General features: G+C 73.7%; 14 protein-coding genes. 6 read left to right on the top strand and 8 right to left on the bottom strand.

Features of this window, described 5'->3' with window-relative positions; translation table 11 throughout:
- Positions 1 to 193: 193 nt before the first annotated feature.
- Together AACH11_RS15980 and AACH11_RS15975 are read left to right on the top strand one after the other, a co-directional pair.
- Positions 194 to 412, top strand: coding sequence for a hypothetical protein (locus tag AACH11_RS15980; protein ID WP_341375240.1), 219 nt, complete (start codon positions 194 to 196; stop codon positions 410 to 412).
- A gap of 85 nt (positions 413 to 497) precedes the next feature.
- Positions 498 to 1,124: a TetR/AcrR family transcriptional regulator gene (locus AACH11_RS15975; protein WP_341375239.1), complete on the top strand. Its 627-nt coding sequence runs from the start codon at positions 498 to 500 to the stop codon at positions 1,122 to 1,124.
- Here the strand turns inward: AACH11_RS15975 and AACH11_RS15970 are convergent, their stop codons facing one another.
- From AACH11_RS15970 to AACH11_RS15960, 3 genes are all read right to left on the bottom strand, one after another.
- On the bottom strand, positions 1,125 to 1,547 hold the full coding sequence (locus AACH11_RS15970; RefSeq protein WP_341375238.1) for a universal stress protein: 423 nt from the start codon (positions 1,545 to 1,547) through the stop codon (positions 1,125 to 1,127).
- Between the two features lie 125 nt (positions 1,548 to 1,672).
- Positions 1,673 to 2,485, bottom strand: a complete 813-nt coding sequence (locus AACH11_RS15965) for a metallophosphoesterase (RefSeq protein WP_341375237.1) — start codon at positions 2,483 to 2,485, stop codon at positions 1,673 to 1,675.
- 138 nt (positions 2,486 to 2,623) lie between these two features.
- Positions 2,624 to 4,498, bottom strand: a complete 1,875-nt coding sequence (locus AACH11_RS15960) for a phosphoenolpyruvate carboxykinase (GTP) (RefSeq protein ID WP_341375236.1) — start codon at positions 4,496 to 4,498, stop codon at positions 2,624 to 2,626.
- Positions 4,499 to 4,862: 364 nt separating this feature from the next.
- Between AACH11_RS15960 and AACH11_RS15955 the strand changes: the two genes are divergently transcribed.
- Entirely contained in the window at positions 4,863 to 5,453 is a 591-nt protein-coding gene (locus AACH11_RS15955; RefSeq protein WP_341375235.1) for an MOSC domain-containing protein, read from the top strand.
- 23 nt (positions 5,454 to 5,476) lie between these two features.
- On the opposite strand, the gene AACH11_RS15950 is transcribed toward AACH11_RS15955, so the two are convergent.
- Entirely contained in the window at positions 5,477 to 6,580 is a 1,104-nt protein-coding gene (locus AACH11_RS15950; protein WP_341375234.1) for an alkene reductase, read from the bottom strand.
- Positions 6,581 to 6,720: 140 nt separating this feature from the next.
- Here AACH11_RS15950 and AACH11_RS15945 point away from each other — a divergent pair, with 140 nt between their 5' ends.
- Together AACH11_RS15945 and AACH11_RS15940 are read left to right on the top strand one after the other, a co-directional pair.
- Positions 6,721 to 8,019 carry a CaiB/BaiF CoA transferase family protein gene (locus AACH11_RS15945; RefSeq protein ID WP_341375233.1) on the top strand — a complete coding sequence of 433 codons (1,299 nt, stop codon included), beginning with the start codon at positions 6,721 to 6,723 and terminating at the stop codon, positions 8,017 to 8,019.
- 115 nt (positions 8,020 to 8,134) lie between these two features.
- Positions 8,135 to 8,818, top strand: coding sequence for a CAAX prenyl protease-related protein (locus tag AACH11_RS15940; RefSeq protein WP_341375232.1), 684 nt, complete (start codon positions 8,135 to 8,137; stop codon positions 8,816 to 8,818).
- 126 nt (positions 8,819 to 8,944) lie between these two features.
- Here the strand turns inward: AACH11_RS15940 and AACH11_RS15935 are convergent, their stop codons facing one another.
- The 3 genes from AACH11_RS15935 to AACH11_RS15925 form a co-directional block, all read right to left on the bottom strand.
- Positions 8,945 to 11,791 carry an SNF2-related protein gene (locus AACH11_RS15935; RefSeq protein ID WP_341375231.1) on the bottom strand — a complete coding sequence of 949 codons (2,847 nt, stop codon included), beginning with the start codon at positions 11,789 to 11,791 and terminating at the stop codon, positions 8,945 to 8,947.
- A 167-nt stretch (positions 11,792 to 11,958) separates the two neighbouring features.
- The gene (tgt, locus tag AACH11_RS15930) at positions 11,959 to 13,101 is read right to left on the bottom strand and encodes a tRNA guanosine(34) transglycosylase Tgt (RefSeq protein ID WP_341375230.1); all 1,143 of its coding nucleotides are present in this window, start codon (positions 13,099 to 13,101) and stop codon (positions 11,959 to 11,961) included.
- Positions 13,102 to 13,244: 143 nt separating this feature from the next.
- Positions 13,245 to 13,640 (bottom strand): c-type cytochrome, encoded by a 396-nt coding sequence (locus AACH11_RS15925; protein ID WP_341375229.1) that lies wholly within the window; start codon positions 13,638 to 13,640, stop codon positions 13,245 to 13,247.
- A 350-nt stretch (positions 13,641 to 13,990) separates the two neighbouring features.
- On the opposite strand from AACH11_RS15925, the gene serC reads away from it, so the two are divergent.
- The gene (serC, locus tag AACH11_RS15920) at positions 13,991 to 15,073 is read left to right on the top strand and encodes a 3-phosphoserine/phosphohydroxythreonine transaminase (RefSeq protein ID WP_341375228.1); all 1,083 of its coding nucleotides are present in this window, start codon (positions 13,991 to 13,993) and stop codon (positions 15,071 to 15,073) included.
- 37 nt (positions 15,074 to 15,110) lie between these two features.
- Here serC and queA read toward each other — a convergent pair whose 3' ends face one another.
- On the bottom strand, positions 15,111 to 16,214 hold the full coding sequence (queA, locus tag AACH11_RS15915) for a tRNA preQ1(34) S-adenosylmethionine ribosyltransferase-isomerase QueA (protein ID WP_341375227.1): 1,104 nt from the start codon (positions 16,212 to 16,214) through the stop codon (positions 15,111 to 15,113).
- Positions 16,215 to 16,254: the final 40 nt, after the last annotated feature.

Genomic DNA, 16,254 nt, shown 5'->3' with positions numbered 1-16,254 from the left:
ATGTCGTGCGCACCGGACACGGCAGGACCGGGGGATCCGGCAATTCGTCGCAGCGCTGTCATCGACCTGATGCCAGACTGTTTCCCCATGCGCGCTCGTGGTCAGCGCGGCGTCCTGCGGTCCGGGACGCCGATGCCCGCCCTGCCGCGCCCACCGGCACACGCCGACTGCAACCCCCCATTTCCGTCCGACCATGGCCCTGCCCGCCCTGACCTCGATGACCCGCTGGTTGCGCCAACGCGGACGCGGTCAGGTGCGAACGCCGGAGCCCGCGGATCTCGGCACCGCCTTCGGCATGGAATGCTGGCTCGATGAGTCCGCGCCGGCGCCGCTGGGCGCCTCCGCGCCGGCGGACAAGCCGGCCGGCCGCCGCTGGTGGCCCGGCCGTCGCCAGGGCAGCGGCCAACGGTGAACCCGGCGCGGGCGTGCTGAACTGATCAGTTCACACGGCGTCCGGGAGGTTCACGGCGGCGTCCACAGGCGTAGACTCGCCCGCCGTGAGCACCAAACTGAGTTTCCGACAGAAGGTCCATCTGGCCCGCGAGGACGCGATCGTCACCGCGGTCAAGCGCCTGCTCGCCGACAAGGGCTTCGACCTGATGACGGTCGACGAGGTGGCGGCCGAGGTCGGCATCGCCAAGGCCAGCCTCTACAAGCACTTCCCGTCGAAGGAGGCGCTGGCCGCCGCGGCGATGGTGCAGGTGATGGACAGCGCGCTGGCCGAGAGCGCGCGGCTGCAGGCCGATGCCGGCCTGGATGCCGGTGCGCGGCTGCGGGAGATCACCCGCTGGACGCTGCGCACGCAACTGGCCGGCGAGATGCCGACGCTGCCCAGCGAAAACTCCAGCCTGCGCGCCGCCCTGCTGGCCCACGAGGGCTACATGACGCGGCTGATGGACTTGAGCGACCGGCTCGGTGAGTGGATCGTCCAGGCCCAGGCCGACGGCACGATCGATCCGGCGCTGCCGCCGGAGGTCGTGCTCTACACGGTGTTCGCCCGCGCCTGCGACCCGGTGGTCGGGTTCCTGAAGGCCGGCGGGCGGCACGACGATGCGGCCATCGTCGAACACGTGATGCGCAGCTGCTTCGGCGGCCTGCAGACGCGGCCGCCGAGCGCCGCGTGATCAGCGGATGATCAGCACCGGGGTCTTGCAGTGGGCCATCACCTTGGTGGTGGTCGAGCCCAGCACCAGCGTGCCCAGCAGGCCGTGGCCATGCGAGCCCATCATCACCAGATCGAACTCGCCCTTGGCGGCGACGGCGGCGATGACGTCGGACGCGGCGCCGGTCTTGGCGACGAACTCGGCCTCGATCTTCTGCTTCTTGAAGAAGGTGCGGATCGGCTTGAAGACCTTGTCGCTCTCCTCGGCGTAGTAGCCCTGCAGCGTGGCCTTGTCGAGCACGGCGGCCGCGCGCGGCGGCACCGGGGTGGCCACGTGCAGCAGCGTGTACTGCTGCGTCGGGCCCAGCCATTCGTCGTGGGCGGCCAGATAGGCCAGCATGCGCTTGGTGAACGGGCTGCCGTCGACGGGCACGAGGATCTTCATGGGGGCTCCTGGTTCAGGGTGAGGTCAGTATCGCGCCAGCCGAGCGGCCGGGCTTGTCGGACATCAAGGGCGAAGCCCGGTTCCGCCATGCCGGTGGCCGGTGGCCGTGCACAGGCCGCGTGCGCTCACGCCACGGTCGGCAGCGGCACCTCGATCAGGCGCAAGGGGTCGTGGCCGTCGGCCTCGCCCTTGCGCGCCAGGCCGCGGGCCTGGCTGATGACCCGGGCCGGTGCGCGGCCCTCGCCGCGCTCGACCGCGTAGTCGTGACGGCAGTGCACATGGCCGTGCAGCCACAGGTCGGCCAGCGGGATCAGCGCATCGTCGGCATTGCAGAAGCTGGCGGTGCCGGGCTGCTGGCCGAAGCGTCGATCGCCACTGCGCAGGCTGGGCGCGAAATGGGTGATGACGACGGTGGCGTCCCAGCGCTGGCCGGCCGGCAGGGCCTCGGGCGTGCGGGCCAGTTCGTCGGCGAGCCAGTCGCGGCAGGCCAGGGCCTGCTCGCGCAGGCGCTCGGCATCGAGCGGCTGGCCGCCGACGGTCGCCCGCATCAGGCGCTGGAAGTAGCTGGCGGCCCGCATCGCGCGCGGCCGCTGGGCCTCGCCCAGGCCGTCGAAATCGCTCCAGCGGACGGTGCCGAGAAAGCGCACGCGCCGCCCGTCACGGTCGGCCAGCACGCAGGCCTCGCGTTCGAGCAGGCGGATGCCGCAGCGCTCGGCGTGCTCGCGCAGCGCCGGCCAGGCTTCGTCGAGCTCGCGGCCGTCGAACTCGTGGTTGCCGGCCACCATCAGCACCGGCACCGGCCAGCCGGCGAAGCGTTCGAGCGCGGACCAGGTGGTGTCGATGTCGCCGGCCAGCACCAGCAGGTCGGCGCCGGGCGCCGGGCGCGGATCGAAATCCTCGGTTTCGAGGTGCAGGTCGGACAGCAGTTGCAGGTGCATCAGCGGCGCGGCGCGCCGCGGCCGCAGGCCGCACGCACCCGGTTGGGCCATGAAAAAAGGCCCGTCCACCCCGGGCAGGGTGGACGGGCCGTCGCAGTGTAGGGCGGGCGCGGTGCTGCAGCGGCGCGCCGTGGCCGATCAGGCCAGATCGGCCTCGATGCGGGCCTTGATCTGGCCGAGCTCGGCCGGCAGGCGCGCGGCCAGCTGGGCGAACAGCTCGCCGTGCAGCGCCATCTCGGCGCGCCAGGCGTCACGGTCGATCGAGACCACGCTGTCGAACTGCGCGCGGCTGAAGTCCAGGCCGGTGAAGTCCAGGTCCTCGTAGCGCGGGCTGGTGCCGAACAGGTTGGCGTCGCCACCGGCCTGGCCCTCGATGCGCTCCAGCATCCACTTCAGGACGCGGGCGTTGTCGCCGTAGCCCGGCCAGACGAACTTGCCGTCGGCGCCCTTGCGGAACCAGTTGACGCAGTAGATGGCCGGCAGCTTGGCGCCCGCGGCTTCCAGCGTGGCGCCCAGCTTCAGCCAGTGGCCGAAGTAGTCGCCCATGTGGTAGCCGGCGAAGGGCAGCATCGCGAACGGGTCGCGGCGCACCACGCCCTGCGCGCCGAAGGCGGCGGCGGTGGTCTCCGAGCCCATCGTGGCGGCCATGTAGACGCCTTCGGCCCAGTTGCGGGCCTCGGTGGCCAGCGGCACGGTGGTCGAGCGGCGGCCGCCGAAGATGAAGGCGTCGATGGCCACGCCCTTGGCGTCGTCCCAGGCCGGGTCCAGCACCGGGTTGTTGGTGGCGGCCACGGTGAAGCGGGCGTTCGGGTGGGCGGCCTTGGCGCCGGTTTCCTTGGCGATGGCCGGCGTCCAGTCCTTGCCCTGCCAGTCGATGGCGTGGGCCGGGGCGTCGCCGTCCATGCCTTCCCACCACACGTCACCGTCGTCGGTCAGCGCGACGTTGGTGAAGATCACGTCGCGCTTGAGCGACTCCATGCAGTTCGGGTTGGTCTTGAAGTTGGTGCCCGGGGCGACGCCGAAGTAGCCGGCTTCCGGGTTGATCGCGTAGAGCTTGCCGTCGGCCGCCGGCTTGATCCAGGCGATGTCGTCACCGATGGTGGTGACCTTCCAGCCGGCGAAGCTGGCCGGCGGCACCAGCATGGCGAAGTTGGTCTTGCCGCAGGCGCTCGGGAAGGCGGCGGCGACGTGGTACTTCTTGCCGGCCGGGTTGGTCACGCCCAGGATCAGCATGTGCTCGGCCAGCCAGCCCTGGTCGCGGCCCATCATCGAGGCGATGCGCAGCGCGAAGCACTTCTTGCCCAGCAGCGCGTTGCCGCCGTAGCCCGAGCCGTAGGACCAGATCTCGCGCGTCTCGGGGTAGTGGACGATGTACTTGGTCTTGTTGCAGGGCCAGGCGCTGTCCTTCTGGCCGGCCTCCAGCGGCGCGCCGACGGTGTGCACGCAGGGCACGAACTCGCCGTCATCGCCCAGCACCTCGAACACGGCCTTGCCCATGCGGGTCATCAGGCGCATGTTGACGGCCACGTAGGGGCTGTCGCTCAGTTCGATGCCGATGTGGGCGATCGGCGAGCCCAGCGGGCCCATCGAGAACGGCACCACGTACAGCGTGCGGCCCTTCATCGCGCCCTTGAACAGCGCGGGGGTGCCGTCGGCCTGGCCGGTCTGCAGCAGCGCGCGCATGTCGGCCGGCGCCATCCAGTTGTTGGTCGGGCCGGCGTCGTCCTTCTGCGCGCTGCAGATGAAGGTGCGGTCCTCGACGCGGGCGACGTCGCTCGGGTCCGACCAGGCCAGGTAGCTGTTCGGACGCAGCTCGGGGTTGAGCTTCTTGAAGGTGCCGGCGGCCACGAGCTGGGCGCACAGGCGGTCGTATTCGGCCTCGGAGCCGTCACACCAGTAGACCTCGGCGGCCTCGGTCAGGGCGGCGATCTCGGCCACCCAGGACACGAGACGCGCGTGCTTGACGTAGGCGGGGACGTTCAGGCGCAGACCTTCCATCACGGGCTGGTTCATGGTGCGGGCTCCAAAGGTTGGGATACGGAAAAGACGAAAGACGGATCGGGGGCCACACGGGCTTGCACCAGCACCTGCGGGAGGTGCTCGGGCAAGGCCGCCAGAGCGCTTGACGCCGTAACCCGGACGATCCGGTTACAGCGCTTGACCGGTCGCGACGGATCTTCTGCCTGGGACGACATTGTCAAAACGCTGTAATTACACGGTAACCACCTGAGCCCAGGGTGTCCCATGCAAAAACGACATGACCTGATGCCGGACTTCGCGGGCGTCGTTCACGACTCGGATGGCCGGACCGGAACGGCAGCGCTAGCATCGGGCGATCCCCCACCCGCCACGGTCGTCCGCACGGCCGCGCCGACCGATGTCCGATCCCGCCCCCTGCGTCCTGAGCGTCAACGTCTCCCGCGTGCAACCGGTGCTGATCGACGGCCGCCGGGTGCTGACGGCCATCGGCAAGCGGGCCGTGGACGGACCTGTGCGCGTGTCCGCGCTGGGCCTGGACGGCGACGAGCAGGCCGACCCCACCGTGCACGGTGGCGTGTCGAAGGCGATCTATGCCTACCCGCAGGCGCACTACGCGTTCTGGCAGGGCGTGCGCGCCCAGGCCCGGGTGGCGGATGCCGACGCGGCCTTGCCGCACGGCTTTCTCGGCGAGAACCTGACGCTGCAGGGGATCGACGAATCCCGGCTGTGGGTCGGTGACCGGCTGGCGCTGCCGGGCTGCGTGCTGGCCGTCAGCGAGCCGCGCCAGCCCTGCTTCAAGTTCAACCACGTGATGGGCTTCAACCAGGCGTCGAAGCTGATGGCCCAGAGCGGCTGGTGCGGCAGCTACCTGGCCGTGATCGAGCCGGGCGTGGTCCAGGCCGGCGACGCGATCCGCATCGTGCCCGGCCCGCGCGAGGTCAACATCCGCGAGCTCTTCCTGTCGAAGATGAAGCGCAAGCGGCTCTGAGGACGGGCCGGGTGCGTTGAGGCTCAGCCGCCCAGCGTCGGGTAGTCGGTGTAGCCGCGGGCGCCACCGCCGTAGAGCGTGGCCGGGTCGATCGCCTGCAGCGCCGCGCCTTCACGCAGCCGCAGGCCCAGATCCGGGTTGGCGATGAACGGCCGGCCGAAGGCGACCACGTCGGCCCGGCCCTCGGCCACGGCGGCCTGCGCCATCGCGCGGTCGTAGCCGTTGTTCAGCATCCACGGCGTGCCGGCGAAGCGCTGGCGCAGCGCGGCGTAGTCGAACGGCGCCACGCCCTGCTCGCTCAGGTCGCGCGGGCCGCCGGTCATGCCCTCGACGACGTGGACATAGGCCAGACCCAGCGGGGCCAGCGCGTCGGCCACGGCGCCGAAGAGCGCGGCCGGATCGCTGTCCTGGCCGATGCCGTTGGACGGCGTGACCGGCGACAGGCGGATGCCGGTGCGCCCGGCGCCGATCTCGGCGGTGACGGCCTGCATCACCTCGACCAGCAGGCGGATGCGGTTCGCGATCGGGCCGCCGTAGGCGTCGGTGCGGTCGTTGCAGCTGTCGCGCAGGAACTGCTCGATCAGGTAGCCGTTGGCCGCGTGCACCTCGACGCCGTCGAAGCCGGCCTCGATCGCCCGCCGGGCGGCGGCGCGGTAGTCGGCCACGAGGGCGGGCAGCTCGTCGGTGGCCAGTGCGCGCGGCGTGCTCACCGGCTGGAAGCCGTCGGCGGTGTAGGTCTTGGCATCGGCCGCGCGGGCGGTCGAGGACACCGGCTGCGCGCCGCCCAGCAGGCTGCCGTGCGAGATGCGGCCCACATGCCACAGCTGCACGACGATGCGGCCGCCGCGCGCGTGCACCGCGTCGGTGACCGGGCGCCAGGCGGCGACCTGGGCCTCGGTGTGCAGGCCGGGGGTGTCGAGGTAGCCGTGGGCCAGCGGGCTGATCGGCGTGGCCTCGGTGATCAGCAGGCCGGCGCCGGTGGCCGGATCGGCGCGCTGGGCGTAGTACTCGGCCATCAGCGCGTTCGGCAGCTGACCGGTGGCGCGGTTGCGGGTCAGCGGGGCCATCGCGATGCGGCTGGCCAGATCGATGGCGCCGAGGCGCACGGGGTCGAACAAGGTGGTCATGGCCGCAGGCTAGCGCAGCCCGCCCTGCCCTTGCCTGATGCAGGCTCAAGCCGGATGTGGCAGGCGGACCCGGGCCGTCCCCGCCGTGCGGGCAGAGCGGGCCGGACGGGCCGGCGGCGGCGCGACAGAATCCGCCCACCATGAGCGAACGCACCCAGCCCCCGCCCGCGGCCCGCGCCGCCACCGAGACACCTGCAGAGACGCCTGCCGTCGCGCCCGCCCCGGCACCCGCGGCCACCGGCCCGCTGGCCGGCCTGCGCGTGCTGGAGCTCGGCCAGCTGATCGCCGGCCCCTTCGCCGGCAAGACCCTGGCCGACTTCGGCGCCGAGGTGGTCAAGATCGAGCCGCCCGGCGACGGCGACCCGCTGCGCCGCTGGCGGATGCTGCACGAGGGCACCAGCGTCTGGTGGCAGGTGCAGAGCCGGGGCAAGCACAGCGTGGTGGCCGATCTGCGCACGCCCGAGGGCCGCGACGACGTGCGCCGCCTGGCGGCCGAGGCCGACGTGCTGATCGAGAACTTCAAGCCCGGCGCGATGGAGAAGTGGGGCCTGGGCCCCGACGTGCTGATGGCCGACAACCCGGGCCTGATCGTGCTGCGCATCAGCGGCTACGGCCAGAGCGGCCCCTACCGCGACCTGCCGGGCTTCGCCGTCGTGGCCGAGGCGATGGGCGGGCTGCGCCACCTGATGGGCGAGCCGGGCCGCCCGCCGGTGCGCGCCGGCGTCAGCCTGGGCGACACGCTGGCCGCGCTGCACGGCGTGATCGGCGTGCTGCTGGCGCTGCAGGCGCGCAGCCGCAGCGTCAGCGCCGAGGCGCCCAAGGGCCGCGGCCAGGTGGTCGACGTCGCGCTCTACGAATCGGTCTTCAACTGCATGGAGAGCCTGCTGCCCGAGTACGCCGCCTTCGGCGCCGTGCGCCAGCCCGCCGGCAGCGCGCTGCCGGGCATCGCACCGAGCAACGCCTACCGCTGCGCCGACGGCCAGGCCGTCATCGGCGGCAACGGCGACTCGATCTTCCGCCGGCTGATGCAGGCCATCGGCCGTGACGATCTGGCGGCCGATCCGACGCTGGCCGACAACGCCGGCCGCGCCGCCCGGGCCGATGCGCTGGATGCCGCCATCACCGCCTGGACCGTGCAGCGCCCGGTGGCCGAGGTGGTGGCCGTGCTGCAGGCCGCCCAGGTGCCGGCCGGCCGCATCTACACCGTGGCCGACATCGCCGCCGATCCGCACTACGCGGCGCGCGGCATGCTGCAGACGGCGCACACGCCCGACGGCCTGGCGCTGCAGGTGCCCGGCGTGGTGCCGCGGCTCGACGGCACGCCCGGCGCGATCGGCCGACCGGCGCCGACGCTGGGCCAGGACACGGCCGCGGTGCACGCACGCTGGCTGGGCCGGCCGGCCGCCGCGGTGCGGGACGAGACGGACGGCGTGGCCTGAGCCGCCCACCGAAGCCGCCGAAGCCGCCGCGGGACCGCGGCCCGACGCCGCCGCCCCCGCCTGTTCGCGCGCCCCGCCCGCCACCGCACACCGTGGCGCAGGCCAGAATCCGCCCATGCCCTTGAACCTGCCTGCCCCGGCCACGCTGCAGCGCGTGGCGCCCTTCGCCGCCTTCATGGCCATCCTGATGCTGCGCGGCGCCGCCCCGCAGGACGACCGTTGGGGATTCGACACCCGCTGGCTCTACGGCCTGTCGCTGCCGGTCGTCGGCGGACTGCTGGTGTACTGGTGGCGCCAGTACGGCGAGCTGGCGCGGCAGAACCTGACGGACCTGCGCGAGACGCTGGAGGCGGTGGCCGTCGGCCTGATCGTCTGCGTGCTGTGGGTGCTGCTGGACGCGCCCTGGATGCAGCTGGGCCAGGCGGCGGCCGGCTTCGTGCCGCTGGATGCCGACGGGCAGCTGATCTGGCCGCTGGTGGCCGTGCGCTGGGCCGGTGCCGCGCTGCTGGTGCCGGTGATGGAGGAGCTGTTCTGGCGCTCCTGGCTGATGCGCTGGCTGCAGCAGCCGGCCTTCGCCGCGCTGGCGCCGCAGGACGTCGGTCTGCGCGCGATCGTGCTGTCGACCTTCGTCTTCATGCTCGCGCACACGCTGTGGCTGGCGGCCATCGTCGCCGGCCTGGCCTATGCGCTGCTCTACCGCCGCACCGGCAAGCTGTGGAGCGCGGTGATCGCCCACGCGGTGACCAACGGCGCCCTCGGCATCTGGGTGGTGGCCACGCGGCAGTGGCAGTTCTGGTGAGCGCCGCGGTGCCGGGTCCGGGTCCGGGCCCGGCCTGAGACGGCCCCGAGCCACCGACAGCCCGGGCCGGACAGCGCGGACCGGGCCGACCGCGCCTGACGCGGCCGGCCCCGCCGGCGGCCGGACTCAGGCGTCGGCCACCGGCCGCGGCAGCGCCTCCAGCGCGGCGCGCACCGCGCCCAGCCAGGCCTGCAGCTTCTCGCCGCCGAGGAAGCCCTTGCCGTTGTCGGCCGCGCTGCGCGGCGCATCGACACGGGCGGCCTGGGTCTCGGCCAGCGCCTGCTCCAGGCTGTCCTGGGCGACCACGCTGACGCACAGCGCGCCGCGCGGCGCGTCCGGGCCGCGCAGCTTGCGGGCGCGCCAGGGCGCACCGACCTGCAGCAGGGCCTGGGCCGTCTCGGGCAGCGGCGACTCGGGCGGCACCAGCAGCAGGCCCGGATGACGCGGCAGCAGCCGCGCGGTGAGCTGCTGCAGGTCGGCGGCGGTCGCGCACGGCAGCGCGACGGCGGTCAGGCCGCTGTCGGCCCAGTCCTGCAGCTGGGCATCGAGCGCGGCCAGCGTGGCCTCGGCCAGCGCGCTGTCGGCACGCGCCGGCTCGGCGCGCTGGCAGGCCTGCTGCGCGGCCTGCAGCGCGACGCCGAGCGCCCACTGGTCGCTGTCGCTGAGCCAGCCGCTGCGCTGCCAGCGCGCCACCAGACGGCGCATCTGCGCGACCTGGGCGTCGTGCGCGGCGCGCTGCGCCGGGCCCATCGGCACCAGGCGCTCGGCCTGCACCAGGCCCGGCAGCTGGCCCGCGACTTCCTCGCGCTGGCGCTGCAGCATCACGCGCGAGAGCTGCTCGCTGATCTGCTCCAGCGCGGCCTCGTCGAGGTCCCGCCCGTCACGCTGGGCGGCCTGCACGCGGCGCAGCGCGGCCAGCGCGCCCTGACGGTACGGATCCAGCCAGTCGACCAGCGATTCCAGCAGTTCGGGGCGGGTGTCCAGCGGCTGGCTGCACAGCACCAGCGCGAACGGCGCCGCCAGCTGCGACCAGGCGGCCAGCTGCTGCGGCTCGTCGACCACCACCAGCTCCGGATCCCAGTCGGCGATCAGCGCGGCATCGGCCTGCAGCTGCTCGGGGCTGATCAGCAGCACGCCGGCCTCGCGGGACCAGGCCGCCTGACGCTGCGGCGGCGAGCCCTCGACGGCCTCCAGCAGCGTGCCGGTGAAGCGGGCCCAGGCCCGCTGCCAGGCGGCGCGCTGCTCGGGCGCGCACAGCAGCAGCACGCGCTGCAGACCCATGTGGCGGCGCCACAGCTGGATCGCGGCCATCGCCTGCACGCTCTTGCCCAGACCGCGTTCGTCGGCGATCAGCGCGCGGCCGGCGACGACCGAGAACAGCGCGCCCTCGGCCTGGAACGGCGCCAGCGGCGCGCGCAGCAGACGGTTGAGCGCCGGGCTGTCCAGGCCCTCGGGGTACTGGCGCTCCAGGCGGGCGGCGCGCGCACGGGCATCGCGGTGGGCGGCCAGCAGCGGCCACAGGCCGGCGGGCACCGCATAGCCCTGCCGCGGCTCGGCGGCCTGGCGCAGGATGGCGCCGACCAGGGCGTCGTCCGCGAGCGGCACGCGGCCGTCCGCGCCGCCGCGCTGGGCCATCAGCTGACGCAGACCGCCCGGGCAGTGGCGACCGGGGATGAAGCGCAGCCAGCGCTCGTCATCGGCCTCGACCAGCTCCAACGTGCTGTGCGGCGGGCCGACGGGCTCGGGCGGCGGCGGGGCGACGGGCGCCACCGCCAGCTCGGCGGCGGGGCGGACCGCCGGCTCGGCGGTCTTGGCGCGGGCCGGCGCCGCGGGGCCCGCCGCTGCGGGCTCGGGCTCGGGCTCGGCTTCGGTCGCCGGCGGGGCGGCGGCGTCGTGCAGGGGCGTCGGTGCGCGCTCGGCCGCAGGCGGGGCCGCGACCGGTGCGGTCGGTGCCCGGGTGGCGGCCTCGGCATCGGCCAGCAGCTGGCTGACTTCAGCGGCCAGACCAGCGGCGGCGTCGGGGGACGGGGAAGGAGCCGGTGCGGCAGCGGCGGGCGGCTCGGCCTGGACGGCGACCCAGGTCGCGGCGACAGACCGCGCATCGGGCTCGGGCATCGGCGACTCGACGGCCTCGACCGCCGCCTCGACGGCCGCGCTCAGCGCCGGTGCGGGCGGCCGGCGACCGCGCTTGCGGGCAGCGGGCGAGGCGGCTGGAGCGGCATCGGCGGACGCGGCCGTGGGAGCAGGCGCGGCAACGGCCGCCGGAGCGGCAACAGCCACCGGCGCGGCCTCGGCCGCCGCGACGGGCTGGGGCCGGACCTCGGCGGACGCGGCCGCCGGGCGGGCGGCCCGGCCGCGGCCGCTGGCGGTCCCGGTCGCGGTTGCGGTCTTGCCGGCGACGGTCTTGCCGGCCGGGGTCTTCCCTGAGGGCCGGGCGGCCGCGGTCTTGCCCGTGCCGTCGGCGCGCCCGGCGGCGGGGGCCTGGTCCGCGGCAGCGGGTGCGCGAACGGGGCGCGGCGCGGCAGCCGTGGCCGACGGCGCCGTGGCCGCCGTGGAGACAGCGGCCGGCACCGGCGCGACGGCTGCGGCCGTCTTGCGGGCCACCTTGCCTGCCGTCTTTTCAGTCGTCTTTTCAACCGCCTTGCCCGCCGTCTTGCGACCTGCGGCGGCCGGCGTCACGGCGGGGGACTCGGCGGCGGGCGCCGCCACGGCCGTGGTGACCGGCGCCGCGGCCACCGTGTCCGCACCGCCCTTGCGGCGGGCGCTCTTGCGGGCCGGCGGCGTGGGCTCGACCGGCGCAGGGGCCGGGGCCGCCGCGGTCTGCGGCGCAGCCGCCGTCGTGGTGCGCCGGCGCGGGGCACGTGCCGGTGCCGCGGCGGGGGAAGTCTCGGAGATCACGGCCTGGTCGGCGGGGGCTGCAGCGGCAGCCGGAGCGGCCGTCTTGCGGGCCCGGGGGGTGGTCTTGGTCGCCATGGGGCGTGGACTGTAGACGGTTCAAGGCCGGTCGCCGTGGCGCGCAGCACACGGTGACATCGGCTCGGGGTGGTCGGGTCGGCGCTCGGCCGCGTGGCGCAGCGTCCGCGCCCGGTCGGCACGGCGGTCGCTCACGGCGCGGCGCGCCGGGGAAGGGTGGCGGGCGTTCAGACGCCGCGCGCCCGGTCCTCGGCGAAGCGCTGGCGCCAGGCAGCGAACTGCCCGGCGTCCAGCGCCTCGCGGATCTCGCGCATCAGGTTCAGGTAGTAATGGAGGTTGTGGATGCTCGTGAGCATCGGGCCCAGCATCTCGCCACAGCGGTCCAGGTGGTGCAGGTACGCGCGGCTGATGCCGGTGGCGCAGGCGTGGCAGGCGCAGGTCTCGTCGATCGGCCGCTCGTCGGTCTTGTAGCGCGCGTTGCGCAGCCGCAGATCGCCGTAGCGGGTGAACAGGTGGCCGTTGCGCGCGTTGCGGGTCGGCATCACGCAGTCGAACATGTCGACGCCGCAGGCCACGCCGTCGACCAGGTCCTCGGGCGTGCCCACGCCCATCAGATAACGGGGTTTGTGCGCCGGCAGCCGGTGCGGGGTGTGCGCCATGATGCGCAGCATCTCGTCCTTGGGCTCGCCGACGCTGACGCCGCCGACCGCATAGCCGGGAAAGTCCATCTCGACCAGCGCGTCGAGCGACTCCTGGCGCAGGTTCTCGAACATGCCGCCCTGGACGATGCCGAACAGCGCGTTGGGATTGCCCAGCCGCTCGAACTCGGTCTTGCAGCGCAGCGCCCAGCGGCGGCTCAGCTCCATCGAGCTGCGGGCCTGGGCCTCGGTGGTCAGCACGCCGGCGGTCTGCCAGGGCGTGCACTCGTCGAACTGCATGACGATGTCGCTGTTGAGCACCGTCTGGATCTGCATGCTGACTTCGGGCGTCAGCAGCAGCTTGTCGCCGTTGACCGGGGAGGCGAAGCGGACGCCTTCCTCGGTGATCTTGCGGCCCTTGCCGTCGGCGCCGCCCAGGCTCCAGACCTGGAAGCCGCCGGAGTCGGTCAGGATGGGCTTGTCCCAGCCCTCGAAGCGGTGCAGGCCGCCGAACTGGGCCATCACGTCGAGGCCCGGGCGCAGCCACAGGTGGAAGGTGTTGCCCAGGATGATCTGGGCGCCCATGTCCTTGAGGCTCTGCGGCAGCACGCCCTTGACGGTGCCGTAGGTGCCCACGGGCATGAAGATGGGCGTCTCCACCACGCCATGGTTGAGCGTCAGGCGGCCGCGACGGGCGTGGCCTTCGGTGGAGAGCAGGTCGAAGCGCAGCATGGTGGCGGCGATTGTCGCAGCCCCATGGCCGGTCCTGGCACCGGGATGTGTGCCGGTGTCCGGCGGCCCGATGCCGGCATGCGCCGGCGTCACCGCCGCGGCCGTGTCCGGCACGGCCCGCGCGGCGGCACGCGCACCGGCGCTCAGGACTTCTTCGACGCGTCCAGCTTCAGGATCCAGTTGACCAGCTTCTTCGCGTCGGCGTCCGTGATCGCGACCTTGTTGGGCGGCATGGCCAGGCCGGAGACCTTGCCCTTCCAGTGGCTCTCGTAGGGGTTGGAGCCGGCCAGCACGGTCTGCGTGAGCTTGGCGGTGGCGTCCTTCTGGCCCTGGTACTTGGCAGCGACGTCCTTCCAGGCCGGGCCGATCGGGGCCAGGCCGTCCGGGCCCTTGGCGCCGGGCTCGATGTGGTGGCAGGTCATGCAGCCGCTGGTGCTGGCCAGCTTGAGCATGGCGTCGTCCGCGCCGGCGGCCCAGGCCGGTGCGGCGAGGGCAGCGGCCAGCAGCGAGGCGGATGCGAGGGTGGGGATGCGGATCATGGCGCGCTCTCCTGAGGCGGTTGGACGAAGGGCCGGGGCCGCGGCGCAGACGACCGCCGCATCCGGTGGCCGGCGGGGCCGCGACCCCGTTGATGGCCATCTTCGGCAGCGCCCCGGCCCCCCGGTTGACCCCGCTCAAGTCGCTCAGGGTTTTCGCCAATCTGGAACAGTCGGCACAGCGCCCGCGGGACCGGCTGTGGCGCGCTGCAACAACCGGCCCGCCCGCCCGCCGGACGGCCACGCGGCGCACCGTGCGGCCGGGGCCGCCGCGGGTGACGAGCGCCGGCCGCAAGCCCGGTGGGTCGACCGATAATCCGCACCCCGCCACCCATCGCCTTCGCGTCCCGGCCATGACCCGCGTCTTCAACTTCAGCCCCGGCCCCGCCGCCCTGCCCGAGGAGGTGCTGCGCACCGCCGCCGCCGAGATGCTGGACTGGCAGGGCTCAGGCCTGTCGGTGATGGAGATGAGCCACCGCGGCAAGGAGTTCATGTCCATCGCCGCCGAGGCGGAAAGCCTGCTGCGCGAACTGCTGGCGGTGCCGGCGAACTACCGCATCCTGTTCATGCAGGGCGGCGCGCTGGCCGAGAACGCCATCCTGCCGATGAACCTGCTGCGCGGCCGCGCCAGCGCCGACTACGTCGACACCGGCGAATGGTCGAAGAAATCGCTGGCCGAGGCCCGCCGCTACGGCGGCGTCAACATCGTGGCCAGCGGCCAGGACAGCGGCTACACCCGCATCCCCGACCGCGCCGACTGGCGCCTGGACCCGCAGGCCGCCTACGTCCACATCTGCTCGAACGAGACCATCGGCGGCCTGCAGTACCCCGAGTACCCGGACGTCGGCGACGTGCCGCTGGTGGCCGACGTCTCCAGCGACATCCTCAGCCGCCCGCTGGACGTCTCCCGCTTCGGCGCGCTGTACGGCGGCGCGCAGAAGAACATCGGTCCCTCGGGCCTGACCCTGGTGATCCTCCGCGAGGACCTGCTCGGCGGCGCCCTGCCCTGCACGCCGACGGCCTTCGACTACAAGGTCGTGGCCGACAACGGCAGCATGTACAACACGCCGCCGACCTACTCCTGGTACATCGCCGGCCTGGTGTTCAAGTGGCTGAAGGCCCAGGGCGGCGTGGCCGAGATGGCGCGCCGCAACGATGCCAAGGCCGCGCTGCTGTACGGCACGCTGGACGCGAGCGACTTCTGGCTCAAGCCGGTCGCGCGCGAGCACCGCTCGAAGATGAACGTGGTCTTCCGCCTGCAGGACGAGTCGCTGGACGAGGCCTTCCTGGCCGGCGCCAAGGCGCGCGGCCTGGTGCAGCTCAAGGGCCACCGGGTGGTCGGCGGCATGCGCGCGTCGATCTACAACGCGATGCCGATCGAGGGCGTGCAGGCCCTGGTCGACTGGATGCGCGAGTTCGAACGCAGCCACGGCTGAGGCCGCCGGCCGGCCCGCGCACGGCGGGCCGCCGCGCTCAGCGCGGCACCGGCGCCTCGGTGCGCGCCAGCAGCATCGCGTCGCCGTAGCTGAAGAAGCGGTAGCGCGACTCGATCGCGTGGCGGTAGAGCGCGCGCACATGGGCATGGCCGGCGAAGGCCGAGACCAGCATCAGCAGCGTGCTCCTGGGCAGGTGGAAGTTGGTCACCAGCCGGTCGACCACGCGGAAGCGGAAGCCCGGGGTGATGAACAGCGCGGTGTCGCGCGCGCCGATGGCGGGCAGGTCGTCGCTGGCGCCCTGCTCCGCCGCCCAGGCGGCGGCCGATTCGAGCGCGCGCAGCGTGGTCGTGCCGGCGCTCACCACGCGGCCGCCGCGCGCGCGGCAGGCGGCGATGGCCTCGCGCGTGGCCGCGGGCACCTCGTACCACTCGCTGTGCATCTTGTGCTCGGCCAGGGATTCGGTGCGCACCGGCTGGAAGGTGCCGGCGCCCACGTGCAGCGTGACGGTGGCGCGCTGCACGCCGCGCTCGTCGAGCGCGGCCAGCACCGCATCGTCGAAGTGCAGGCTGGCGGTCGGGGCGGCCACCGCGCCGGGGCGGGCGGCGAACACCGTCTGGTAGCGCTGCACGTCCTCGGCGCCGTCCTCGTGCGTGATGTAGGGCGGCAGCGGCACGTGGCCGTGGGCCTCCAGCAGCGCGAAGGGATCGGCCGGGAAGCGCAGGTGGAACAAGCCGCCGTCGGGGCCGCCACGGCCGAGCACTTCGGCCTCGAAGGCGCCGTGGGCGAAGCGCACGGTGGTGCCGGGCTTGGGCGACTTGCTGGCGCGCACGTGGGCCAGCACCTCGTGGTCCGGCAGCACGCGTTCGATCAGCGCCTCGACCGCGCCGCCGGTGGCCTTCTCGCCGTGCAGGCGGGCCTTGATCACGCGGGTGTCGTTGCTGATCAGCAGATCGCCGGGCTGCAGCAGGCCGGGCAGCACGCGGAAGACGCGGTCGACCGGCAGGTCACCGCTGCCGTCGAGCAGGCGCGAGGCGCTGCGCTCGGCCGCCGGGTGTTGGGCGATCAGCTCGGGCGGCAGCTCGAAATCGAAATCGGACAGGGTCCAGGCGGCGCCCGGACGGGCATCAGGAGACACGCTCATCGTCAGCGGGCTTGACCGGCCCGTCGGCAGTTGCATCGGG

This window comes from Pseudaquabacterium rugosum (assembly GCF_038066575.1).
Lineage (GTDB): Bacteria > Pseudomonadota > Gammaproteobacteria > Burkholderiales > Burkholderiaceae_C > Pseudaquabacterium > Pseudaquabacterium rugosum.
Note: the sequence above shows the minus strand (reverse complement) of the source record. Positions and strands in the feature narration are given on the sequence as shown.